This is a genomic window from Yersinia aldovae 670-83, from assembly GCF_000834395.1.
GTDB lineage: Bacteria > Pseudomonadota > Gammaproteobacteria > Enterobacterales > Enterobacteriaceae > Yersinia > Yersinia aldovae.
The window spans coordinates 3,498,888-3,523,093 of the sequence record NZ_CP009781.1 but is presented as its reverse complement, the minus strand read 5'-3'; the positions used below and the strand labels follow the sequence as shown (position 1 = coordinate 3,523,093).

Below are 24,206 nucleotides of genomic sequence, written 5' to 3'. Positions count from 1 at the left end.
AAACTTAAAGTCAGAAGTTTTCCAAAGAGGAAATATATAACGTAGACAGATTAGACGTCAGATTGTCAATCGCAGATAAACACAAATAAAACCAGCTCAATACATTGATTAATAATGGTAAAAAATTAATTCCACATTGGAATAGTGACTAAGATTCATTAGTAAGAAAAAATAGAAATAATTCATACTAAGAAATTGCATTAAAAGGCTGATAAATCATTACCAGCGCTATAAACCCGAAAAACATCCCATTGACTAAACCAGCGCACCATAAATCGTTAATAACGCGACCACAACAATCACCGTCAGCGTTACTTTTCGCGCTAAAGAGACAGCGGCTCTTGGTGTTTGTACCGAATCCAAATGAGGTTCCCGAGCCAACGAATACTGCGCTAATTGAACCAGCACCTGAAATTGCGAAGAGCGGAAGTCACCCAATGAAGCAAACCAAGCAGGTAGCGCCCTTTCGCCGTGCCCTAATAAGGCATAGGCCACTCCAACTAATCTTACGGGTATCCAGTCTAACCAATGCAATATACTGTCAATACCGGATTGAGATCGCTGTAATGGTGTTTGATGACGTGCAAGCCAGGTTTGGTAGCCACGCAACATGGCATAACCCGCTAATGCCACCGGGCCATAGTTAACGCAAACAACAAACCAGAAGATTGGCGCTAAGTAGTAACGGAAGTTTATCCACAATAAAGCATTTTGTAAGGATTCTAACCTGGTTTTCTCGGTGCTATCCAGAGGTAAACCATGAATTAACGCCAACTCTTCTGCCATTTTATCCGTGGCATGAACATCACCCTGCCGCGCCGCTTTCAAATACGCGCGATAGTGTTTACGAATGCCGCCCGCCCCGATACATAACAGGCAGATTAATATCCACATCAGTAACAGAGGGAAACCAAACAGGATATTTTGCAGTAATCGTAAAACCAGCCATACCAGCCCCATCCATACAGCGGTCAGCAACATGGTTTGCCCTAACGAAAACCGATGTAAACGCGCAAATACGACTTCAAGGCGGTGATCTAACTGCCAGTGTTCGCCCAGTTTAAATAAGCGCTCCCATGCCAGCACCAGCAACAGCGTAAACAGTGTCATTAGCTCTTATTCTCCCTTTGCACTTAACCAGCCCCGAAACAGAACATCCGCCTCCCGGCATTATAGATACAACAGTATCAGAAGAGGCTATAGACAGGCGAGCATTCAACCATAAACCTCTGACTAATTAAGAAATCGACATTATGATGATGCCGGTAGCCCTGCCACACTTTGTCGATACCGTACCCAGTCAAAAGCTGGGCCGGGGTCAGTTTTACGCTCGGGAGCAATATCACTGTGGCCCGTCACCCGCTCTACGGTTATCGGGTAATGGGCAAGCAGCAAGGCGCTTATCTCGCTCAGGCTCTGATATTGTTCAGGGGTAAACGGTAATACATCAGTCCCTTCCAGTTCGATCCCAATAGAGAAATCGTTGCAACGTTCACGACCGGCAAATGATGAAACACCCGAATGCCAGGCGCGTTTATCAAACGGAACATATTGAATAATCTCACCATCACGGCGAATCAGACAATGGGCTGAAACACGTAAGTGAACTATATCGGCAAAGTAGGGATGCTCATCGGCTTTGAGCGTGCCAGTGAACAGTTGATCGATATAAGGGCCACCGAACTCGCCAGGGGGCAAACTGATATTATGAATCACCAGCAGAGAAGGAGCTTCGCCTTCTGGTCGCTTATCAAAATGCGGGGAAACCACCCGCTTCACACCGGAGATCCAGCCATTGTCTAACTGCCAGTGGTTTTCTAACTGCATAGTTTGTCTAAGCCCCTAAATAGTACAATTCAACCGGCTCTTTGATGGCACTTCAGCCAGCAACAGAGTAGCATGTTTAGACGACTATCTATCCGCCATTTCGGAGTTTTATATGCCGACCCGCAGCTACAATGCCGACAGCCGCCGCGCCGAGCTATTGGAACGAATTCAACGTGATATCCCTTTTACTGTTGCTCAGGCTCTGAGTGAAGATCTCGGTGGCGAGGTCAACCCAGACCGCGACCTCACAGCACAATTGCTCCCCGCAGAGACTCAAGCCACTGCCACTATCATTACCCGTGAAAACGGTATCTTTTGTGGTCAACGCTGGCTGAATGAAGTATTTATCCAACTTGGGGCCACGGTGTCAGTTGAGTGGCTAGTTAATGATGGCGATAAACTGGCGGCGAATCAGCGGCTTTGCAAGCTGACTGGCCCTGCCCGTATCCTGCTCACCGGCGAACGCACCGCACTTAACTTCGTGCAAACTCTATCAGGCGTTGCAACAGAAGTGAGTCGCTATGTTGCCGAACTCGCTGGGCTGCACACCCAATTACTCGATACCCGAAAAACCCTCCCTGGATTGCGCACCGCGTTGAAGTACGCCGTTCTCTGCGGTGGAGGTAATAATCACCGCCTCGGTTTATCTGATGCTTTCCTTATCAAGGAAAATCACATTATTGCAGCCGGTTCTATCAAAGACGCAGTTGCTAAAGCATTTTGGATACATGCCGATGTCCCGGTAGAAGTTGAAGTTGAATCCCTTGATGAGCTGCAGCAGGCATTGGATGCGGGTGCTGACATCGTAATGTTGGATAACTTCACTATTCCCATGATGCGCGATGCTGTAAAAATGCGCGATGAACGGACCAAAACACAAGGCAGTGCACAATTGGAAGTCTCAGGCAATGTCACGTTGGAAACCCTGCGCAGTTATGCTGAAACCGGTATCGACTTCATCTCAGTCGGAGCGCTAACCAAACATGTTACGGCTTTAGACCTCTCAATGCGTTTCCAGTAAGCCTATCAAATTATCTTCGGCGGACCATAACAATAACTTGATTCTGGTTCAGTTTTGCGAGCGCCGCCGAAGTTATCTGTGTCTCCTCTGCAACAACTAAAATATCCGACAGTACGCCTCGCAACTCAATGTAATCCTTCTGTTATTGTCAATTTAACTACGGCACCCTGACCTCGTTTTTTCATACTCAAGGAGAGTGCTAAATGGCTAATCAAAAGGGTTTTACATTAATTGAACTGATGGTTGCGATCGCTATCATTGCTGTCCTCAGTGGTGTCGGTATTCCGTCCTATCAGCGTTATATCCAAAAAGCGGCGCTGACCGATATGCTGCAAACTATCGTTCCTTACAAAATGGCAATAGAGCTTTGCTCTTTGGAACAAGCAAATCTGGATAACTGTAACGCAAGTAGTCATGGGATCCCGGCTGGGCAGTCATCGCGTTATGTCAGCGCCGTGAGTGTCGCAAAGGGCGTGATTACCCTTACAGGGCAAAATACTCTGACAGGGCTGACTCTCGCACTATCACCAACCAAAAACAGCGATGGTAATTTGGTGTGGGAAAAAACATGTACCGCAACGGACAGCGGTATAACGGATAGCTGCAAAGCAGTATTCCGATTTGATGATAAGGAATAATCAAAATGACAGACCGGCTCATACTTCCTCGCGAAATAATCAGCGATGAATTGCACACACTCTGCCGCCGCTATCGAGTAGTCGCACTAAAACTTGATCGGAAATGTCTTTCTATCGCCTCTTCGGAGGCGGTGAAAGAGGAATTACTGACTGCACTGCGTTTTACATGTGGGCGTAAAATAGCCGTGGAATATTGGCCGGAAGCCAAAATTGAACAATCGTTGCACCTGGAATCCGCGGCTAAAGCCCACTTAAGTAACAGAGTGAAAAATAGAGAAAATGCCTATGTAAATGAGCTTGAGCAACCCATTGGCAAAACGCCAACACCACCGTTGCAGAATTGGGATGAAACATCGCTGGATAGTGAAAGCGATGTACCTGTTATTCAATTTATAACGCAAACGCTCAGTTTAGCGATTCAGAAACGTGCATCAGACATCCATTTTGAACCTTATCAGCATCACTACCGTGTTCGCTTCAGGATAGATGGGGTGTTACATGAATCCACGCCTCCTGATGTAGAATTAGCCGATCGTATCAGCAGTTGTCTCAAAGTTATGGCCAAACTGAATATCGCTGAAAGGCGATTACCGCAAGATGGCCAGCTCACTTTGCAGCTCGGAACGGCTCGTTATTCCATGAGAATAGCCACACTCCCCATGCAGCATGGGGAGAAAATTGTGTTGCGAATACTTAATATGCAACAACAACCCAAGTTGGAAGCCTTGGGGCTAACAACATCAGCCCAACAACAATTAACGCAGGCGCTATCGTCTCCTCAGGGTTTAATTCTGGTCACAGGGCCGACAGGGAGCGGTAAAACCATAACACTCTATTGCAGCCTGGCTCGACTTAATCAGCCATATAGAAATATCTGTAGTGTTGAAGACCCTATTGAGATCCCCGTTGATGGCATTAACCAAACGCAGACTAACAGCAAGATAGGGTTGGATTTCTCTCGAGTATTACGGGCGATATTACGACAAGACCCTGACGTCATTATGGTCGGTGAAATCCGTGATAACGAAACCGCTGAGATAGCAGTAAAAGCCGCCCAAACAGGGCATTTAGTACTTTCAACCTTACATACCAACTCAACAGCTGAAACCTTGATACGCCTGACTCAAATGGGAGTGGATCGCCATTTGATCGCCTCCAGCCTGAAACTGGTTATCGCACAAAGACTGGTTCGCCGTTTATGTTTACATTGCCGTCAACCCTCTCCCTCTCCCTTTCAGCCACCAACCAAAATCAGAACCGCGCCCTTACAGCATTATCTGGCGGTGGGATGTGAGCATTGCTGTGCCGGCTATTATGGACGGACCGGGATTTACGAAATGTTAAATGTAACCCCAAAAATTCAACATGCGTTGCTCAATAATGTCAGCCCATCACAACTGGTACAGATAGCCCACGAACAAGAGCAGATAACATTACTTTGCGCAGGCCTGACTTTAGTCGAGGAGGGAATCACGACTCTTGATGAGATTAATCGTGTTGTCACCGCCCTGACTGAAGAGGAGGTAACCCTATGATAAAAAGTCGTTTATTCCACTGGAAAGCGATGACAACCAAAGGGCAATTGCAAACAGGGGCAATACTGGCGGCAGAAAAAAATAGTGTCTATGAATATATGTTCCAGCATGGGTTACAGCCATTAAGTGTAAAAAGTGGAAAACACTTATCAATTCGATATTGGCAAGGGGAACGTTTGATTACCGTTACCCGCCAGTTAGCCACTTTACTTCAAGCCGGTCTACCCTTGGTCAATAGCTTACAACTCTTAGCCAAAGAGATGGATGCATTACCGTGGCGTTGCTTATTACACGAGATAAGTCAGTTAGTTGCGCAGGGAAAACCATTGTCTGAAGCAATGGAACATTACCCACAAACGTTTCCCCGATTATATCCACCAGTGATAGCGATGGGGGAGCTTACCGGTAATCTTGAACAGTGCTGTACTCAGTTAGTTCAATATCAGGAGCAGCAGCAAAAATTACAAAAGAAAGTGATAAAAGCGCTGAAATACCCGGTATTTGTTTGCATTATTGCGTTGGTAGTCGCTGTTGTGATGCTGGTCATGGTTCTTCCTGAGTTTGCACAAATTTATCAATCATTTGATACACCATTACCGGCGCTGACTGCGGGTCTGCTTTTCATATCGGCATTTATTACGCTTTACGGCCCCTATATTGCTCTGTTACTTGCAATATTATGTATTGGTTATTGTTATCTACGCCAAAAACAACCTCACTGGCAGTTATTGGAACAAAGGCTTCTCCTACGCCTTCCTTTCATTTCTCCATTAATACGTGGAAGTTGCCTGAGCCAGATTTTTCAAACATTAGCGATTACACAACAAGCTGGATTACCACTGGTCGCAGGATTAAAAGCGGCGGCTCTCACCATAACTAATGATACATATCAGCAAGCATTAAAACAGATTCAAAAACAGATAAGCCAGGGTGCTCCACTCTATACCACCCTTGCCCAACATCATTTATTCCCAGCTCTATGCCAGCAGTTGGTTCGAGTAGGCGAAGAATCTGGTGCGTTGGATGTTCTACTGGGAAAGTTGGCTAATTGGCATCAACAGCAAACACAGGATTTGGCTGATAATCTCACACAAATGCTGGAACCTCTGCTGATGCTAGTCATTGGCAGTATCGTGGGGGTTTTAGTGATCGCAATGTATTTACCCATATTCCAACTAGGCGATGTTATAGGTTAAAACAGCTAACTGAGGACAATTCTGTATTAGAGGCGAATTTCGAAAAAGGGCGTTAAATAACGCCCTTCTGAATCAGTAATTAGTTACTACCAAACACTCGGTTCTCTTGCTCCGCTACGCGGATAAAGGTGGTGCGTTTAGTCAGCTCTTTCAAGTGTGATGCACCCACATAAGTACAGGCAGAACGTAGGCCACCCATGATATCGCGCACTGTATTTTCTACCGGCCCACGAAGTGGCAACTTAACGGTTTTGCCTTCTGCGGCGCGATATTCAGCAACACCACCGACATGGCGCTTCATGGCAGACTCTGAACTCATACCGTAGAACAGCATGAACTTCTCGCCATTCTCTTCAACGACGCGGCCTTCGCACTCGTCATGCCCTGCCAGCATCCCGCCCAGCATCACGAAATCAGCACCACCACCGAACGCTTTCGCAACATCACCCGGTACTGAGCAACCGCCATCACTGACAATCTGTCCACCTAAGCCGTGGGCTGCGTCAGCACACTCAATTACGGCAGATAACTGCGGATAACCCACACCGGTCTTGACTCGCGTAGTACAAACCGAACCAGGGCCAATACCCACCTTAACAATATCAGCACCAGAAAGGATAAGCTCTTCTACCATCTCGCCAGTCACCACATTACCTGCACAAATCACTTTGTCCGGGCAGGCTTCACGGGCTTTTTGCAGGAAGGAGACGAAATGTTCAGAGTAGCCATTAGCCACATCGATGCAGATGAATTTCAGTGCCGGAGATAACGCCAGAATTTGCTTCATTTTGTCGAAATCGGCAGAAGACGTGCCAGTCGACACCATGACATGGCGTAAGACAGATTCAGGAACTCGTTTAACAAAATCGCTCCACTGTTCAACCGTGTAATGTTTATGGACTGCGGTAAGAACATCAAATGAAGCCAGAACTTCGGCCATGCGGAAGGTGCCAACAGTATCCATATTAGCGGCAATGATAGGCACACCGGACCAATTCCAACCTGAATGTTTGAAAGTAAACTGACGTTCCAGGCTCACTTCAGAGCGGCTTTTCAGTGTTGAGCGTTTAGGGCGGATTAATACATCTTTAAAGCCTAATTTCAAACCTTCTTCAATACGCATGACTTATAATTTCCTGGTTATTGGCGATAGATCGCAAAATGTGATCGGGCGTAAATCACGCCATCCCAGTGAAGCTATCATACGCATGAATAATTCTACGACAAGACTGCGAATCCACCTTTATTTACGCTACAATCCCACAAATTACCTGAATATCACTGGTGACATCTTTATTTATCAGCCGGGCTGTTTACTTATTTCCTGTACAACTTATTTCTCCATCCCCAGATAGAATGCATTCCACGCTATGCCTTCCCCTGTGCTTTCAGATACAATTCAGCCATCGAATAACAGTAGGTAAGGCCAGGCAATGACCTATATTGTGGCTCTCACCGGTGGAATTGGTAGCGGGAAAAGTACCGTTGCAAATGCATTTGCCCATTTGGGTGTCCCGCTGGTTGATGCTGATATTATTGCCCGTCAGATAGTTGAGCCGGGCACAGCAGCGTTATCTACCATTGCATCCCGTTATGGCAATACTATTTTGCAAGCTGATGGTTGGTTGAACCGGGGCGCATTGCGCCGCAAAATTTTCAGTGAGCCAGAGGAAAAAGCATGGTTAAATTCATTGCTGCATCCACTGATTCAGCAAGAAACTCAGCGCCAATTAGCCAGTATTGATAAACCTTATGCACTTTGGGTTGTCCCTCTGTTGGTTGAAAATGGTTTACATCAGCGTGCTAATCGTGTGTTAGTAGTAGATGTAGCGCCTGAAATACAACTCGCTCGAACCATAGACCGGGATGGTATTACTCGCCAACAGGCAGAATATATTTTAGCATCACAGGTTTCCCGGCAACAACGGCTGGCCTGTGCTGATGACATTATTGACAATAGCGGCGATCCACACATGATCGCCCCGCGTGTTGCTTCCTTGCACCAACAGTATTTAAACTTGGCAGCAGCGGCCCAACAGGATCTACATCGATGAGTGACCTCACCTCAACAATACTTTTTGAACATCCGCTCAATGAAAAAATGCGCACCTGGCTCAGAATGGAATTTTTATTACAACAATTACAAAGCCAGCGTTCACTAGACAACATTGCCACCGCACTCACATTTTTCCGTACCGCATCTGATTTAATTGATGTTCTTGAGCGTGGGGAGGTCAGAACTGACCTGCTAAAAGAGCTGGAGCGTCAACAACAAAAATTACAGCAGTGGGCCGAGATGCCTGGCGTTGATATGTCGCTGATAGATTCTTTGCGCAGAAAGCTAAAAAACCATGCAACAGTTTTAATGTCCGCGCCACGTATTGGGCAGTCACTAAAAGAAGATCGCTTAATCAGCGTTGTTCGCCAGCGTCTGAGTATCCCCGGCGGCTGCTGTAGTTTTGATTTACCCACCTTACACACCTGGCTGCACCAGCCTCAGGAACAGCGTAACCAACACATCGATAAGTTGCTCGCTAGTCTGGCACCGCTCAATCAATCGCTAACCATTATCTTAGATTTAATTCGCCAATCGGGCCCGTTACGGTCACAAATTAGCTTGAATGGTTTTTTTCAAGATAATGCCGAAGGTGCTGATCTATTGAGATTACGCTTGCCATTAGACGTACAACTATACCCACAGGTTTCTGGTCACAAGACACGCTATGCCATTCGCTTCTTACCTCTCGATAGCGAAAATGGCACCGTCCCGGCCCGCTTATCATTTGAATTAGCCTGCTGCTGATGTGGCAATTGTCATACCCAATAAATTCAAAATAAAGGGTGTGAATAGATTTTAGGAGAGAATATGGACTTAGAAGAAATAGAGGTTAATTGCCCCACTTGCGCGAAAATCGTTATCTGGGGTGAACAAAGCCCCTATCGCCCGTTTTGTTGCAAACGCTGCCAACTAATTGATTTAGGTGAGTGGGCCGACGAAGAAAAACGAATTTCCAGTAGTGGCGAGTTATCTGACAGTGATGAATGGAGTGAGGAAGATCCTCTGACACGCTGATCACCGCATCACCAAGTGGAGCAATCCGTATTTTGCTCCACTCAAATTAAGCTATCCACCCGCCAACGCTATGTTGTCAACAGCTCGATAATTTCGGCATTTGCTGGTGGGAAATCATCAGCTAGCAGTTCTGCTTGTTTCACCCAGCGCATGGGTTGCCCTTCACGGCCAAAGGGTTCACCATCCCACGCGTCCACCATATAAAAACGTAACGTCACGATGCGATCAGTAAAAGTGTGTTCTAACACATTAAGTAAATTTGCGTTCTGCACCACAATGCCAGTTTCTTCCAGCAGTTCCCGTTTTAGTGCGACTTCCGGTGTTTCACCCGCTTCAATCTTGCCGCCAGGGAACTCCCAAAAACCAGCCATATGAGAATCAGCTGCGCGCTGAGTAATAAAAATTTCCTGCTGGGCGTTACGAATAATCCCTACCGCAATCTGTAAATGTTTCAATTCTTTTCTCCTGATCTGGGTATAAATGCAGGCTTGCGCCATCCCCCAAGTTACCCCCTAAACCCTAAGTAGGTGGCAAAAAAGTCAAAATAAAGGGCGGTTTTTAAGCCGCCCTCATTATCAGTATTAACGGTTACCTAAAATATTACTGTAGGCGGCCGTGACACTGTTTGAATTTCTTGCCTGAACCACATGGGCACGGGTCGTTACGCCCAACTTTGCGCTCCAGACTGGCTGCAACACTAGCTTCTTCTTGAGACATCAACGCACTATTATCAGACTCATGGCTTAGTTGCTGCTGTTTAGCCAAACGTTCCGCTTCTTCACGGCGCTGTACTTCCAGTGCTTCCACTTCTTCTGGCATCCGCACCTGTACTTTACTCAGCACGCTGATCACTTCATATTTCAGTGATTCCAACATGGCAGCAAACATCGCGAAGGATTCACGCTTATATTCCTGTTTAGGATCTTTTTGCGCATAACCACGTAAATGGATGCCCTGACGCAGGTAATCCATTGCCGCCAAATGCTCTTTCCACAACGAATCAAGTGTTTGTAACATCACACCTTTTTCGAAGCTACGCATCATGTCAAAACCAACCACTTCTTCTTTACGCTGATAATCAGCAATCGCCAGTTGAAGAATGCGTTCACGTAAAGTTTCTTCGTGCAGTTGTGGTTCATCTTCCAGCCATTGAGCAATAGGCATGTCCAGGTCGAAATCATTTTTCAGACGCTGCTCCAAGCCTTCAATATCCCACATTTCTTCCAGAGACTGGGTTGGAATGTAGCTATCGATAACCGTTTTGAATACATCTTCACGGATGCTGTTAATGGTTTCGCTAACATCGGCCACATCCAGCAATTCGTTACGCTGGCTGTAGATGGCGCGACGTTGGTCACTGGCCACATCATCATATTCCAGCAATTGCTTACGAATATCGAAGTTACGGCTTTCAACTTTACGCTGTGCGTTGGCAATCGCCTTGGTAACCCAAGGATGCTCAATGGCTTCGCCGGGTTTCATCCCCAATTTACGCATCATGCCAGACACACGGTCAGAGGCAAAAATACGCATTAAGGCATCTTCCATTGACAGGTAGAAGCGTGAAGAACCCGCATCACCCTGACGGCCAGCACGACCACGCAACTGGTTATCGATACGACGTGATTCATGGCGCTCAGTACCGATAATGTGCAGACCACCTGATGCTAATACCGCATCATGACGAATCTGCCACGCGGCTTTAATGGCCGCAATTTGGTCTTCAGTTGGGTCTTCCAGTAAGGCAATCTCACTCTGCCAGCTACCACCCAACACAATGTCAGTACCGCGACCCGCCATGTTGGTGGCGATAGTGACCGCCCCCGGTTGCCCTGCCTGGGAAACGATTTCAGCTTCCATAGCATGGAATTTGGCGTTCAGAACTTTGTGTTCAATACCCGCTTTCGTTAATTCAGCAGATACCACTTCTGATTTCTCAATCGAGATAGTCCCCACCAACACCGGCTGGCCATTGGCAGTACGCTCACGGATATCTTCGATAATTGCGCCAATCTTTTCCTGTTCGGTCATATAGACCAAATCAGCCAGGTCCTTACGGATCATAGGGCGGTTGGTTGGCACCACAATGGTATCGAGCTTATAAATGGAGCTAAATTCGAATGCTTCGGTATCTGCTGTACCGGTCATACCCGCCAGTTTTTCATAAAGACGGAAGTAATTCTGGAAAGTGATAGAAGCCAGCGTCTGGTTTTCGTTCTGAATTTCTACGCCTTCTTTGGCTTCAACTGCCTGGTGCAAACCATCTGACCAGCGGCGACCTTGCATGGTACGCCCGGTATGTTCGTCAACGATGATCACTTCGCCGTCTTTGACAATATAATCAACATCGCGGGTGAACAGTACGTGCGCACGCAGAGCTGCGGTGACGTGATGCATCAGCATAATGTTAGCCGGAGAGTACAAGGACTCGCCTTCTTCCATGATGCCCGCTTCGACCAGCATTTCTTCGATTTTGATCAAACCGCGTTCGGTCAAATGCACCTGACGCGATTTCTCATCAACGGAGAAGTGGCCTTCACCCTGAAAGCTATCTGAATCTTCTTTTTCCTGACGAATCAGTTTTGGAATCAGCTTGTTAACCCGAATATACATTTCGGAACTGTCTTCCGCTGGGCCTGAAATGATCAGTGGAGTACGGGCTTCATCGATCAAGATGGAGTCAACCTCATCCACCAGTGCGTAATGCAGTTTGCGCTGCACACGTTCTTCTGGGCTGAACGCCATGTTATCGCGCAGATAGTCAAAACCAAATTCGTTGTTAGTACCGTAAGTGATATCCGCAGCATAAGCTGCACGCTTCGCTGGAGCGGCCATATTTGGCAAGTTGATACCGACACTCAGGCCCAAAAACTCGAATAATGGACGGTTATTTTCAGCGTCACGTTGAGCCAAATAGTCGTTGACCGTAACCACATGAACACCACGGCCACTCAGCGCATTCAGGTAAGCTGGCAGCGTTGCCGTCAATGTTTTACCTTCACCGGTACGCATTTCTGCGATGCAACGTTCGTTCAGTACCATACCGCCGAGCAGCTGTACATCGAAGTGACGCATACCGAACACACGTTTACTTGATTCACGTACCACGGCAAAAGCTTCAGGGATCAGATTTTCCAGCACTTCGCCCTTCGCTAGGCGCTCACGGAATTCATCCGTTTTGGCACGCAATTCGGCGTCGGTCAGTTTTTCGATTTCCGGTTCCATACGGCTGATCAGATCAACCACTTTACGCATACGGCGCAGAGTACGGTCGTTACGGCTGCCAAAAACTTTGGTTAATAATTTAATTAGCATAATTCTTTATATCTCTTACAAAACCACCAAACCGGCGGCCAAAGGTTGTATAAAATTGGGATAAATTAAGAAGAGTCATTAGCTTAAATTGGCAGGCCCGGCACGAATACCTTGTACTTGTGCAAGCCAAAGTCCCGGTTTATATAACGAAAGAACCGGGCGTTTAACCTGTTCGGTATAACGAATTATTGTGGGTGGCTTAAATTCATGTGTCAGTAGCGCGTTCAGTGTATCCAGCAAGGCAAGTTGCTGAATTTGTGATGGCTGGGCCTGCTCATCTGCTGCGACTTCCTGTACTCGCGCATAAGCCGCTTGAGGTGCCAGAGCAAAAGAGAGGTGACGAATAACCGTGCGCAGTGCATGCTGTTGCCAGTAATCTACGCTGAATGAAGGGCGACGATGCATATCATGCAGTAATGCCAAACTACTAAAGTTTGTCGCACCGTGATTCTGACGGCTTTGGCTTGATGATGTGTTCGGTATTGCGGCTTGATCAGGAACGCCAGACAGGTTTGATGGCACGCCAAGACTCGCCGCTACCATCCCCAACAGGAGATGCGGCCAGAAATAACGTCTGCCAAATTGTCGCCAACGATTTAGAATACCGATCACGAGTTTAAAATCCGCCGGAGCCTTGTCAATGCGTGAAAGCCGCCCACAATTATTAGATATTCTGTTCGATGATGCGATTGCAGCAGAAAATGGACCGCTGCATAACGTACAACAACGTGCTACTGCACTGTTAAAACTTAACCGTGCGGTAAAAGGATTGCTCCCTTCACAGTTGCAGCCGTGGTGCCGTGTCGCAAACTATCGACAGAGTGTTTTGGTGCTGGAGACTGCAAACGCAAGCTGGTTAATGCGCTTACGTTATGAACAGCCTGCGTTGCTCTCAGCACTACGAGCGCAAATTCTACCATCATTGTCTTCAATCGACATCAGGATTAATCCGTCGTTAATGTCCAGCGGTCATAACATGACACAAGATGCCGCAAAATCATCGGGAAATACTGAGAAATCAGCACCCGTGCGTCATTTAAGTTTGGAAAGCGCTAAGGAATTAAGAGGATTAGCGAGCCGTAGCCCTGAAAAACTGAGGACAATATTGGAACGATTGGCTGCGCTGGCCGGAGAGAGTGCCAGCACAACCAAAAGTGATAAATAAGTTTAGTAAGCTAATACTGTAGACGGAGCTTTAAATGCCAGTGGCATTTCGGCTTCGTCTTGGAACGTCACAAATTCCCAGGCTTCTTGCTTGGCAAGAACTGCCTGCAACAGCTTGTTATTCAAGGCATGACCCGATTTGAACGCAGTAAATGCGCCAATAATATTATGGCCACACATAAACAGGTCGCCAATGGCGTCCAGCATTTTGTGACGAACAAACTCATCTTCGAAGCGCAGACCATCTTCGTTTAATACGCGGTAATCATCTACCACGATGGCACAATCGAAACTACCGCCCAGGCACAAACCACGGGACTGTAAATATTCGATATCACGCATGAAACCAAATGTACGCGCACGGCTGATTTGACGGACGAATGAATCGGCCGAGAAATCTAAACGGTAGCGCTGCGTACTGGCGTCAATCGCCGGGTGATTAAAATCAATGGTGAAATCTAAACGGAATCCATTGAATGGAGACAATTCAGCCCATTTATCACCGTCTTCAACCCGCACAGTCTCTTTCAGACGCAGGAATTTCTTCGCCGAGTTTAACTCTTCGATACCCGCATCTAACAGCAAGTACACGAATGGACTGGCACTACCGTCCATGATCGGCACTTCGGGAGCGTTAACTTCAATAATAATGTTATCAATCCCTAACCCTGCCAGCGCAGCGTTGAGATGCTCAACAGTAGAAATACGCACGTCATGCTCATTGACCAGGCAAGTACAGAGCATGGTATCACGCACGGATTTTGCATCTGCCGGGAAATCAACCGGTGGATTCAAGTCAGTGCGACGATAGATGACCCCGGTATTAGCCGGCGCGGGTCGCATTGTCAGTGTGACTTTCTTACCGGTGTGCAAACCGACGCCAGTCGCCTGAACAATACGTTTTAATGTCCTTTGTTTGATCATCGTTTTATCTCGCAATGTTATCCATCCTACCGACCTAGCTTATAATAAGATCGGCGGGACAGTTTAGCACAAAGAGCGGAGATTCCAATATTTTCGGAAATTAATCGGCTTGCTTACGCAAAAATGCCGGAATATCCAAATAATCGGGCTCTTTATTGGTTTGAGCAGTTGGATCATTGACCACTTTAGCCGCAGGTTTAACTTCCTGAGGTAAAGGTGACATGCCATGCTGCTGGTAACGGTGGTCCATAACAGGCTGTGTCTGCTTGTTGGTAACCAGCGTAATTTCAGGGCGTTTATCCATGCCGATACCGGTTGCAACCACAGTTACGCGCAGTTCGTCGTTCATTTCCGGGTCTAACGATGTACCGATAACCACGGTCGCATTGTCGGACGCGAATGCACGGATGGTATTACCCACGGTTTCGAATTCATCCAAACGCAAATCGAAACCGGCAGTGATGTTGACCAACACGCCGCGAGCGCCAGACAGGTCGATATCTTCCAGCAACGGGCTGGAAATCGCCATTTCTGCGGCTTCTTCAGCACGATCTTCACCGCAAGCCACACCTGAGCCCATCATGGCATAACCCATTTCGGACATGACAGTGCGCACGTCAGCAAAGTCGACGTTCATCAGGCCTGGGCGGGTAATCAACTCGGCGATACCCTGAACAGCGCCTTTTAATACGTCGTTAGCTGCACCGAATGCATCCAGTAAAGAGATGCCACGACCCAGAACTTTTAACAACTTATCGTTCGGAATAGTGATCAGTGAGTCCACATGCTTGGACAGTTCAGCAATACCCTGCTCAGCGAATGCCATGCGTTTCTTGCCTTCAAAATTGAAAGGCTTAGTAACCACAGCAACTGTCAGAATACCCAGTTCTTTTGCCACTTCAGCAACCACAGGAGCAGCACCCGTACCGGTACCACCGCCCATGCCTGCGGCGATGAAGACCATGTCTGCGCCTTCAAGGGCTGCACGCAGAGCTTCACGGTCTTCTTCAGCTGAATTGCGACCCACTTCCGGGTTCGCGCCAGCACCCAAACCTTTGGTAATACCGCTACCAATCTGGATGGTTTGGCCAACAGCCGTTTTACGTAGCGCCTGAGCGTCTGTATTAACGGCGAAGAATTCAACACCTTCGATGCGCTCGCGCACCATGTGTTCGACGGCATTACCACCGCCACCACCGACGCCGATGACTTTAATCACCGCGTCATTGGTTAGTTCCATAGGTTCAAACATAGTTTCTCTCCGTTTTGTGCCTGTCGCTTCGAGATCAAAAAATATGTTCAGCATGATCTCTTTGTTTAAACATTAAAACTCTTTTCTCAGCCAGCTATTGATACGTTTAAACCAATTGCCCACTGAGACACGTTTTTCCACTTCTGACTCACCACTGAGGTGAGATTCTTTACCGTAGTGCAACAACCCAACAGCAGTGGAGTAATAAGGTTCCTGCGCATAATCCGTCAGCCCGGTGATATTGAGCGGTTGACCGATACGAACCTGGGCATGAAATACCCGTTGTGCGCATTCCGCCAATCCATCAATCTGTGCCGCTCCGCCTGTCAGCACGATACCGGCTGCCAGATGGTGCTTCACGCCTTGCTGACGTAATTGCTCCTGCAATTGTAAAATCTCGTCATTAACTAAATTCAGCAGTTCGGTGTAGCGTGGTTCTATAACCTCAGCGAGCGTCTGTCTTTGCAGACTACGGGGAGGGCGTCCGCCAACACTTGGCACTTCTACACTTTCGTCCTTGCTGACTATCGACCCGAGCGCACAGCCGTGTCGAACTTTAATCGCTTCCGCATCTGTAGGCGGTGTGCCGAAGGCATACGCAATATCGCTGGTGACCACGTTCCCGGCGTAAGGGATAACTTTGGTGTGGCGCAACGCCCCACCGGTATAAACCGCCATATCCATGGTACCGCCGCCGATGTCGACCACACAGACACCCAGCTCACGTTCATCTTCGGTCAATACGGCATAACTTGCGGCTAAACCGGCGAAAATCAGTTGGTCCACTTTCAGACCACAACGCTCCACCGCTTTAACAATATTCTTCGCCATATCGTTATGGCAGGTAATCAGGTGTACTTTGGCTTGCATCCGCACACCCGACAGTCCCACAGGGTTTTTGATGCCTTCTTGATAATCAATGGCATATTCCTGCGGAATAACATGCAGGATACGATGTTCATCACGCACACGTACCGACTTCGCGGTATGCACTACGTTCTCTACATCTTCCTGTGTTACTTCCTCTTCTGAAATAGGAACCATCCCTATTTCATTCTGACAACTGATATGTTTACCCGATAGTGCCAGATAAACAGATGAAATTTGGCAATCCGCCATTAACTCAGCCTGATCGATAGCGCGTTGTACGCATTTCACTACCGATTCAAGATCGTTAACCCCACCCTTATCCATGCCACGGGATGGGCAACTGCCGACCCCAATAATATTGACCATGCCATCGGGCAGAACTTCCCCTACCAATGCGGAGACCTTTGCCGTGCCGATCTCAAGACCTACTACCAGTTTTCTGTCCGTCGACTTGATCATTGTTGTTTAGCCTGTGCCTGATTCTGTTGCGGATTACTGTTCTGCTGGCCATTTACGGGTGGCTCACCACCCTGACTGCCGATAAATACCGGAGCCCAACCTATCGCAGCCCCTGTCTCATATCGCAAGTCAATATAACTGACCCGTTTATCTGGCTGCTGTTGCAACAGCGGATATAACTCGATGAAACGTTGCAAACGCCCCATCCGGTCATCCCGTCCCAGCTCCAGCCGAACATCATTATCTAAGGCCAACTGCCAAGAATGTCTGGCACTCATTGCCACCATTTTTAGCTGATACTTATTGGCCGCTAACACTTTGTTTATTGCCCGGTAGCCTTCCAGAACATCCTGTTCACTGCCTTCAGGGCCATACAGTAGTGGCAGTTTCTGTTTACCGATTCGCTCAGACGGCACACTAAACGAGCGCCCCTGCTCATCCACCATATGCAAATCATTCCAGCGGGCAAAAGGCACATACTCCACCAGATGAATTTTCAGCTCATCCGGCCACTGTTTACGCACGCTGGCCTGCTGAATCCACGGTAACCGTTCAATCTGCTGCTGGATGATATTGACATCCTGCGTCATAAAAGTACCCGGTGCGCCCAATGACAAAATCGCCTGGCGAATATCATCATTGGTGGTGTAATGGCGTTCACCGGTTACCACCAGTTTCGACAGTGGCAGGCGGCTGGCGTCTTTCATCCACCCCACCACCACCCAACCACCCCATAATATTGTTCCGAGAACCATCAGCAGGAATATCAACCCCGCCAGTTGGCCTCCGTTACTGCGCCGGGCGGCGCTGTTTTCAGCCGCACGTTCACGCGCATTCAGGGCAGCTTGCGACATATCAGTCAGCCAACGTCAGAATTCGCGCCACCAACTGGGAGAAACTCAACCCAGACTGGCGGGCAGCCATCGGCACCAAACTGTGGCTGGTCATACCCGGTGACGTGTTCACTTCAAGCAGGTAGAAACTGCCGTCGCTGTCTTGCATAACGTCAACCCGGCCCCAGCCACTGCAATCTAGTGCCTGATAAGCTTGTAATGCCAACGTTGCCAACTGTTGTTCCAATTCGCTACTTAAGCCACTCGGACAAAAATATTGAGTTTTATCCGAAAGATACTTGGCTTCATAATCATAAAACACGCCAGGGGCCTGAATGCGGATAGACGGTAAAACGTCATCACCGACGATCGCGACGGTAAACTCCGGCCCACTCAACCATTTTTCGATCAACACATCGCTGTCATGGCGGAAAGCTTCAACCAGTGCATCATGCAAGTCGCTCATCTTATCGACCTTGCTCATACCGACGCTGGAACCTTCACGGCTTGGTTTCACAATTAATGGCAAACCAAGCTTAGCGACCGCCGCCGCCAATGCCTCTGGCGAAAGTGTTGCAAACTGTTGACGATTTAGCGCGACATAAGGCGAAATTGGCAAACCGGAGGCTTGCCACACCAATTTGGTGCGTAATTTGTCCATTGTCAGCGCTGAAGCCATCACACCGCTGCCGGTATAAGGCAGTTGCAGGAACTCCAACACCCCTTGCAGCGTACCGTCTTCACCGCCGCGTCCATGCAGAGCGATAAACACCTTACTAAAGCCTTGCTCTTTTAGCTGAGTCACCGGAAAATCTTTGGTATCAATGCCATAAGCATCAACACCGCCGTCTCTCAAGCCCGCTAACACCGCCTGACCTGATAGCAATGACACTTCACGTTCAGCAGAGGTTCCACCCAGCAATACCGCAACTTTATCAGCCATGATGTTCCTCGTTTTTTGTCTGTGGCTGCAATTTAAGCTCAGCCAATTTACGGGCAATCTTACCAATGTTACCTGCGCCCTGAACCAGAATCAGATCATCGCCATTTAGCAGTTGCGCCAATACCTCTGGCACAGTATCACTGTCTGACACCAAGATAGGGTCCAACTTGCCACGATTACGGATGGTACGGCACAACGAGCGGCTATCAGCACCTGGGATCGGCGGCTCGCCAGCGGCGTACACATCTAACATCAGTAAAACATCAACTTGCGACAAAACATTAGCAAAGTCGTCGTACAAATCACGGGTTCGGGTATAACGGTGCGGTTGGAAAACCATCACAATACGTTTATCCGGCCAGCCAGCACGGGCTGCTTTAATGGTGGCATCCACTTCTGTCGGGTGGTGACCATAGTCATCCACCAGCATGGCACTGCCTTCTTTGCCGTTGACCGGTGCCAGCGGGAAGTTACCAAGAAAGTCAAAGCGGCGGCCAGTGCCCTGGAACCCAGCCAGCGCGCGCAGAATATCATCGTCTTCAATGCCTTCTTCGCTCGCGACAGCCACTGCCGCCGCGGCATTCAGCGCGTTATGACGGCCCGGCGCATTCAAGGTCACGGTCATCAACGGCTTATCCAGGCGTTTCAGTGTGAAGTGCCCCTGTGGGCCTTCTTGCCGATAGCTGGCGATCTGTACATCGGCATCATCACTAAAGCCATATGTGGTGATATGGCGGCCAACCCGTGGCAACAGCTCGCGCACCACCGGATCGTCGATACACATCACGGCACGGCCATAGAAGGGCAAGTTGTGCAAAAAGTTAATAAATGTCTGTTTTAAATTCTCAAAATCGCCCTGATAAGTGTCCATATGGTCAGGTTCGATATTGGTGACAATGGCCACCATCGGCTGTAAATGCAGGAATGACGCATCACTCTCATCGGCTTCTGCAATCAAATAACGACTGGAACCTAACCGGGCATGGGTGCCCGCCGCTTTCACTAAACCGCCATTCACAAATGTTGGGTCCAAACCGGCTTCGGCATAAATGCTGGAAACCATCGCTGTGGTGGTGGTTTTACCGTGTGTACCGGCAACCGCAATTCCATGACGAAAACGCATCAATTCAGCCAACATTTCAGCGCGGCGGATCACCGGAATACGCGCCTCGCGAGCGGCCACAATCTCTGGGTTATCCGCAGAAATTGCTGTTGAAACCACCACTACACTGGCATCCAACACGTTTTCTGGCCGGTGATGGAAATAAATCTGTGCGCCCAATGAAGTCAAATGCTGAGTGACTGGATTAGGTGCCAAATCTGAACCGCTAATCTGATAGCCTTCGTTTGCCAACACTTCAGCGATACCACCCATGCCAGCACCACCGATGCCAACAAAGTGAATGTGCCGGACGCGATGCATCTCGGGCACGATAGTACGTAGTTTCGCCAGTTGTTGTGTATTCACGTTTTTCTTCACTTTTTTGTCTGTTACATATTCACAGCGCGTATTAACCTAACCACCCGCTGTTCATTATCTATGTTTTACTATCACTTACTGGCAGCGACCACTTCGGCGGCTACACGCTCAGTCGCATCTGGGATGGCGACCGAGCGTGCTCGCTCTGCCATCGCTAATAATGTGGTGCGATCCCACTGTGCCAGCAGGCCGGTGACCGCCTCGGCGTTAAACTGAGGCTGCTCGATAATTTTGGCCGCACCGGCTTTTTCCAGTGGCAATGCATTCCAATATTGCTGCCGGTCTTTGTGCTGGAACGGTACAAAGATTGCCGGTAAGCCTGCGGCGGCAACTTCGCTGACTGTTAGCGCACCAGAGCGACAAACCACCACATCTGCCCAGCCATAAGCCGCAGCCATGTCGTCGATAAACTCAGTCACCTGATGCTTATCATCGCCCTGCCCCGCTTGTTGGTAAGCCTTTAATACATCCGGCAATGCGCCTTTACCCACCTGATGCCACAGGGTGATTCGTTCACCCAGTTGTGCGGCAACCTGCGGCATGGTCTGATTCAGCACTCGTGCGCCCTGACTACCACCGATAACCAACACCCGAATCGGCCCTTCACGGCCCGCCAAACGCTCCGTGGGCAATGGCAGCGCGAGTACATCAGTGCGAACCGGATTGCCCACCACATCGGCATTAGGGAATGCACCGGGAAATGCCTGTAAAACCTTTTTCGCGATTCTGGCCAGCCAGCGGTTAGTCAAACCCGCAATCCCATTTTGCTCATGCAGCACCACCGGAATGCCGCACAACCATGCCGCCAGACCACCGGGGCCAGAAACATAACCGCCCATTCCTAGCACCACATCCGGCTGATAATCACGCATAATTTTCTTGGCCTGACGCACCGCGCGATAGATTCGCACTGGTGCCATCAGTTGGGCCATCAACCCTTTGCCGCGCAAACCAGAAATCTGGATGAAATCAATTTCAATGCCATGTTGAGGTACCAATGACGCTTCCATTCGGTCAGCGGTGCCTAACCAACGCACCTGCCAGCCTTGCGCCATCAGATGATGTGCCACGGCCAAACCGGGGAAGACATGCCCCCCAGTGCCACCCGCCATCACCATTAAACGCTTGGTCTTGCCACTCATCGGGCACTCCTTACAAACGCCTGGGCTTTTGCCAAACGTGTTTCAAAATCAATACGTAACAGCAGCACTATCGCCGTTGACATAATAATCAGGCTCGAACCACCGTAACTGATCAGCGGCAAGGTCAAACCTTTGGTCGGCAACATCCCAGCGGCAGCCCCAACGTTAACCAGTGCCTGAAAGCTGAACCAGACGCCGATTGAGCAGGCCAAAAAGCCAGAAAATCGCTGATCTATCTCTAATGCACGACGCCCGATGGACATCGCACGAAAAGCGACGAAGAATACCATTAACAGTGCCAAAACCACACCGAAATACCCGAGTTCCTCGCCTAAAATCGAGAAAATAAAGTCAGTATGTGCTTCAGGTAAATACTCCAGTTTTTGTACTGAATTCCCCAACCCCTGCCCCCAGAATTCGCCGCGGCCAAAAGCCATCAACGATTGGGTTAACTGATAACCGCTGCCAAACGGATCAGCCCACGGATTCCAGAAGGAGGTCACACGGCGCATACGGTAGGGTTCGGCGACAATCAGCAAGCAAACCGCAAATACACCAGAGCCGATAATGGCTAAAAACTGCCACATTTTGGCACCCGCCAGAAACAGCATCGCCAGCGTGGTGATAAACAACACCACCACCGTACCTAAATCGGGCTGTGCCAGCAGTAACACCGCCAGAATGACCATCACCCCCATCGGTTTACAAAAACCCCAGAAGTTACTGCGCACTTCTTCCACCTTGCGCACCAAGTAGCTAGCCAAATAACAAAACAGCGACAACTTGGACAGTTCGGCGGGCTGAATACGCAGCGGCCCGAGTGAAATCCAGCGGGATGCCCCGTTGACTGAGCTACCCACCACCAACACCACCAGCAACATTACAATGGAAATCAATAACATAATGTTACTATAGCGCTGCCAGACGGCCATCGGGATACGCAGTGTTACCAGTGACAAACCCAATGCCAGAAGCAGATACAGCGCATCACGTTTAGCGAACAGGAAAGGGTCACTGGCCAGACGCTGACCGATGGGCATTGATGCCGATGTCACCATCACAAAACCGATAATTGCCAAACCGAAGGTCAGCCACAACAAGGTTCTGTCGTAAAGCACCATGCTGGTGGTATCGCTTTCGCGCGATCCCATCACATAATGTCTTACGCTATTAAACAGCCCCAGCCCCGGCATTCGCATCAGCCTAACTCCTCTGCCAGACGAGCGAACTCATCACCACGTTGCTCGAAACTGCGGAACTGATCCAGGCTGGCGCAAGCCGGTGACAGCAACACCATATCGCCCGGAGTCAGACTCTTCGACAGCAATATCATGGCCTGTTCCATCGTCTCAGTCAGTTGAGACACTTCCGGGCGCAATTCAGCCAGTTGCTCGCCATCGCGACCAAAACAGTAAATCTTGATATGGTCGCCTTGCAAAAAGCGGGTCAACCCGGAGAAATCTGCCGATTTCCCGTCGCCGCCCAGCAACAAATGCAAAGTGCCATCAACCTGTAAGCCATCCAGAGCCGCTTCTGTGCTGCCCACGTTGGTGGCTTTGGAATCATTAATCCAACGCACGCCGTTGTGTTCAAACACCAATTGGAAACGGTGCGGTAAGCCTGTAAAGGTGGTCAATGCTTTCAAACTTGATGAGCGCGGAATACCCACCGCATCAGCCAATGCCAGTGCGGCCAGCGCATTAGTATAGTTATGCCGCCCGGTTAATTTCATTTCCCGCGTATTGAGCACTTTCTCACCACGAACCCGCAGCCAGATCTCTCCCTGCTGCTTATTCAGGTGATAATCACCGACATCCACGCCAAAGCTAATACAGCGGTTATCTGCACCACGCACTGGCATAGTGAGCGCGTCATCGGCATTCACCACACACACTTTAGCGTTTTCATACACCCGCAGCTTAGCGGCGCGATATTGCTGCAAACCGAACGGATAACGGTCAGTGTGATCTTCCGTCACGTTCAGTAGGGTGGCCGCACTGGCACGCAGGCTTGAGGTGGTTTCCAACTGGAAGCTGGATAATTCCAACACCACCAATTGGTTTTCGTGTTTTTGCAAGGTCAACTGTTTCAGTAAGCTCAGAGCCGGAACACCAATGTTGCCGCCAACCCCCACCTGCCAACCCGCCGCTTTTGCCATCTCACCCACCAGTGTGGTGACGGTGCTCTTGCCATTAGAGCCGGTAATCGCGACCACCGGTGCCTGATTTTCACGACAGAACAGCTCAATATCGCCGACAATCTCAACACCGCCTTCAGCGGCTTCACTCAAAGCAGGATGTGCCAACGCAATACCGGGGCTGGCAACAATCAAATCCGCATCCAATAACCACTGCTGATTCAAGTCACCGACATGGCGCTCGACATTTTCAGGCAATTTATCCAGGCCCGGCGGATTGATTCGGGTATCCATCACTCGCGGCGTTACGCCTCGCGCGATGAAGAAATCAACGCAGGAAAGGCCGGTTAGCCCCAGCCCGATGATGACCACTTTTTTACCCTGATAATCAATCATA

Annotated in this window: 23 protein-coding genes; 8 read left to right on the top strand and 15 right to left on the bottom strand. The window is 48.9% G+C overall.

Annotation, left to right across the window (positions count from 1 at the left end; translation table 11 throughout):
- Positions 1 to 255 precede the first annotated feature (255 nt).
- Both ampE and ampD read right to left on the bottom strand, forming a co-directional pair.
- A complete protein-coding gene (gene ampE / locus AT01_RS15870; protein ID WP_042547824.1) occupies positions 256 to 1,110 on the bottom strand; it encodes a beta-lactamase regulator AmpE in 855 nt (284 codons plus the stop codon).
- Positions 1,111 to 1,251: 141 nt separating this feature from the next.
- Positions 1,252 to 1,827: a 1,6-anhydro-N-acetylmuramyl-L-alanine amidase AmpD gene (gene ampD, locus AT01_RS15865; protein WP_042547823.1), complete on the bottom strand. Its 576-nt coding sequence runs from the start codon at positions 1,825 to 1,827 to the stop codon at positions 1,252 to 1,254.
- Between the two features lie 112 nt (positions 1,828 to 1,939).
- Here ampD and nadC point away from each other — a divergent pair, with 112 nt between their 5' ends.
- The 4 genes from nadC to hofC all read left to right on the top strand — a co-directional run bounded on the left by nadC (position 1,940) and on the right by hofC (position 6,217).
- Entirely contained in the window at positions 1,940 to 2,848 is a 909-nt protein-coding gene (gene nadC / locus AT01_RS15860; protein WP_004705243.1) for a carboxylating nicotinate-nucleotide diphosphorylase, read from the top strand.
- A gap of 203 nt (positions 2,849 to 3,051) precedes the next feature.
- Positions 3,052 to 3,486, top strand: coding sequence for a prepilin peptidase-dependent pilin (ppdD, locus tag AT01_RS15855; RefSeq protein ID WP_042547822.1), 435 nt, complete (start codon positions 3,052 to 3,054; stop codon positions 3,484 to 3,486).
- A 5-nt stretch (positions 3,487 to 3,491) separates the two neighbouring features.
- A complete protein-coding gene (gspE, locus tag AT01_RS15850) occupies positions 3,492 to 5,021 on the top strand; it encodes a type II secretion system protein GspE (RefSeq protein ID WP_042547821.1) in 1,530 nt (509 codons plus the stop codon).
- Complete coding sequence (gene hofC, locus AT01_RS15845; protein ID WP_042547820.1) at positions 5,018 to 6,217, top strand: protein transport protein HofC; 1,200 nt, start codon at positions 5,018 to 5,020, stop codon at positions 6,215 to 6,217. The genes gspE and hofC overlap by 4 nt, the downstream gene beginning before the upstream one ends.
- Before the next feature lie 79 nt (positions 6,218 to 6,296).
- Here the strand turns inward: hofC and AT01_RS15840 are convergent, their stop codons facing one another.
- Entirely contained in the window at positions 6,297 to 7,340 is a 1,044-nt protein-coding gene (locus AT01_RS15840) for a GMP reductase (RefSeq protein WP_004705410.1), read from the bottom strand.
- Positions 7,341 to 7,650: 310 nt separating this feature from the next.
- Between AT01_RS15840 and coaE the strand changes: the two genes are divergently transcribed.
- The 3 genes from coaE to yacG all read left to right on the top strand — a co-directional run bounded on the left by coaE (position 7,651) and on the right by yacG (position 9,290).
- A complete protein-coding gene (gene coaE, locus AT01_RS15835) occupies positions 7,651 to 8,271 on the top strand; it encodes a dephospho-CoA kinase (protein WP_004705412.1) in 621 nt (206 codons plus the stop codon).
- The gene (zapD, locus tag AT01_RS15830) at positions 8,268 to 9,020 is read left to right on the top strand and encodes a cell division protein ZapD (RefSeq protein ID WP_042547819.1); all 753 of its coding nucleotides are present in this window, start codon (positions 8,268 to 8,270) and stop codon (positions 9,018 to 9,020) included. The genes coaE and zapD overlap by 4 nt, the downstream gene beginning before the upstream one ends.
- A 63-nt stretch (positions 9,021 to 9,083) precedes the next feature.
- Positions 9,084 to 9,290 carry a DNA gyrase inhibitor YacG gene (gene yacG / locus AT01_RS15825; protein ID WP_004705416.1) on the top strand — a complete coding sequence of 69 codons (207 nt, stop codon included), beginning with the start codon at positions 9,084 to 9,086 and terminating at the stop codon, positions 9,288 to 9,290.
- A 68-nt stretch (positions 9,291 to 9,358) separates the two neighbouring features.
- On the opposite strand, the gene mutT is transcribed toward yacG, so the two are convergent.
- From mutT to secM, 3 genes are all read right to left on the bottom strand, one after another.
- Positions 9,359 to 9,745 (bottom strand): 8-oxo-dGTP diphosphatase MutT, encoded by a 387-nt coding sequence (gene mutT, locus AT01_RS15820; protein WP_042548666.1) that lies wholly within the window; start codon positions 9,743 to 9,745, stop codon positions 9,359 to 9,361.
- A 145-nt stretch (positions 9,746 to 9,890) separates the two neighbouring features.
- Positions 9,891 to 12,605, bottom strand: a complete 2,715-nt coding sequence (gene secA, locus AT01_RS15815; RefSeq protein ID WP_042547818.1) for a preprotein translocase subunit SecA — start codon at positions 12,603 to 12,605, stop codon at positions 9,891 to 9,893.
- 78 nt (positions 12,606 to 12,683) lie between these two features.
- Entirely contained in the window at positions 12,684 to 13,217 is a 534-nt protein-coding gene (secM, locus tag AT01_RS15810; protein ID WP_042547817.1) for a secA translation cis-regulator SecM, read from the bottom strand.
- Between the two features lie 28 nt (positions 13,218 to 13,245).
- Between secM and AT01_RS15805 the strand changes: the two genes are divergently transcribed.
- Positions 13,246 to 13,770: a DUF721 domain-containing protein gene (locus AT01_RS15805; protein WP_004705424.1), complete on the top strand. Its 525-nt coding sequence runs from the start codon at positions 13,246 to 13,248 to the stop codon at positions 13,768 to 13,770.
- Between the two features lie 2 nt (positions 13,771 to 13,772).
- On the opposite strand, the gene lpxC is transcribed toward AT01_RS15805, so the two are convergent.
- The 9 genes from lpxC to murD all read right to left on the bottom strand — a co-directional run bounded on the left by lpxC (position 13,773) and on the right by murD (position 24,205).
- The gene (gene lpxC, locus AT01_RS15800) at positions 13,773 to 14,693 is read right to left on the bottom strand and encodes a UDP-3-O-acyl-N-acetylglucosamine deacetylase (RefSeq protein ID WP_004705427.1); all 921 of its coding nucleotides are present in this window, start codon (positions 14,691 to 14,693) and stop codon (positions 13,773 to 13,775) included.
- 100 nt (positions 14,694 to 14,793) lie between these two features.
- Complete coding sequence (gene ftsZ / locus AT01_RS15795) at positions 14,794 to 15,945, bottom strand: cell division protein FtsZ (protein ID WP_004389003.1); 1,152 nt, start codon at positions 15,943 to 15,945, stop codon at positions 14,794 to 14,796.
- Between the two features lie 72 nt (positions 15,946 to 16,017).
- Positions 16,018 to 17,274: a cell division protein FtsA gene (gene ftsA, locus AT01_RS15790; RefSeq protein WP_042547816.1), complete on the bottom strand. Its 1,257-nt coding sequence runs from the start codon at positions 17,272 to 17,274 to the stop codon at positions 16,018 to 16,020.
- Positions 17,271 to 18,128 carry a cell division protein FtsQ gene (gene ftsQ, locus AT01_RS15785; RefSeq protein ID WP_042547815.1) on the bottom strand — a complete coding sequence of 286 codons (858 nt, stop codon included), beginning with the start codon at positions 18,126 to 18,128 and terminating at the stop codon, positions 17,271 to 17,273. Before ftsQ ends, ftsA begins: the two co-directional genes overlap by 4 nt.
- A gap of 1 nt (position 18,129) precedes the next feature.
- Entirely contained in the window at positions 18,130 to 19,050 is a 921-nt protein-coding gene (locus AT01_RS15780; protein ID WP_042547814.1) for a D-alanine--D-alanine ligase, read from the bottom strand.
- On the bottom strand, positions 19,043 to 20,518 hold the full coding sequence (murC, locus tag AT01_RS15775; protein WP_042547813.1) for a UDP-N-acetylmuramate--L-alanine ligase: 1,476 nt from the start codon (positions 20,516 to 20,518) through the stop codon (positions 19,043 to 19,045). Before murC ends, AT01_RS15780 begins: the two co-directional genes overlap by 8 nt.
- A gap of 83 nt (positions 20,519 to 20,601) precedes the next feature.
- Positions 20,602 to 21,672, bottom strand: a complete 1,071-nt coding sequence (gene murG, locus AT01_RS15770; RefSeq protein ID WP_042547812.1) for an undecaprenyldiphospho-muramoylpentapeptide beta-N-acetylglucosaminyltransferase — start codon at positions 21,670 to 21,672, stop codon at positions 20,602 to 20,604.
- Complete coding sequence (ftsW, locus tag AT01_RS15765; protein ID WP_042547811.1) at positions 21,669 to 22,871, bottom strand: cell division protein FtsW; 1,203 nt, start codon at positions 22,869 to 22,871, stop codon at positions 21,669 to 21,671. Before ftsW ends, murG begins: the two co-directional genes overlap by 4 nt.
- Positions 22,871 to 24,205 carry a UDP-N-acetylmuramoyl-L-alanine--D-glutamate ligase gene (murD, locus tag AT01_RS15760; RefSeq protein ID WP_042547810.1) on the bottom strand — a complete coding sequence of 445 codons (1,335 nt, stop codon included), beginning with the start codon at positions 24,203 to 24,205 and terminating at the stop codon, positions 22,871 to 22,873. Before murD ends, ftsW begins: the two co-directional genes overlap by 1 nt.
- Between the last annotated feature and the right edge of the window lies 1 nt (position 24,206).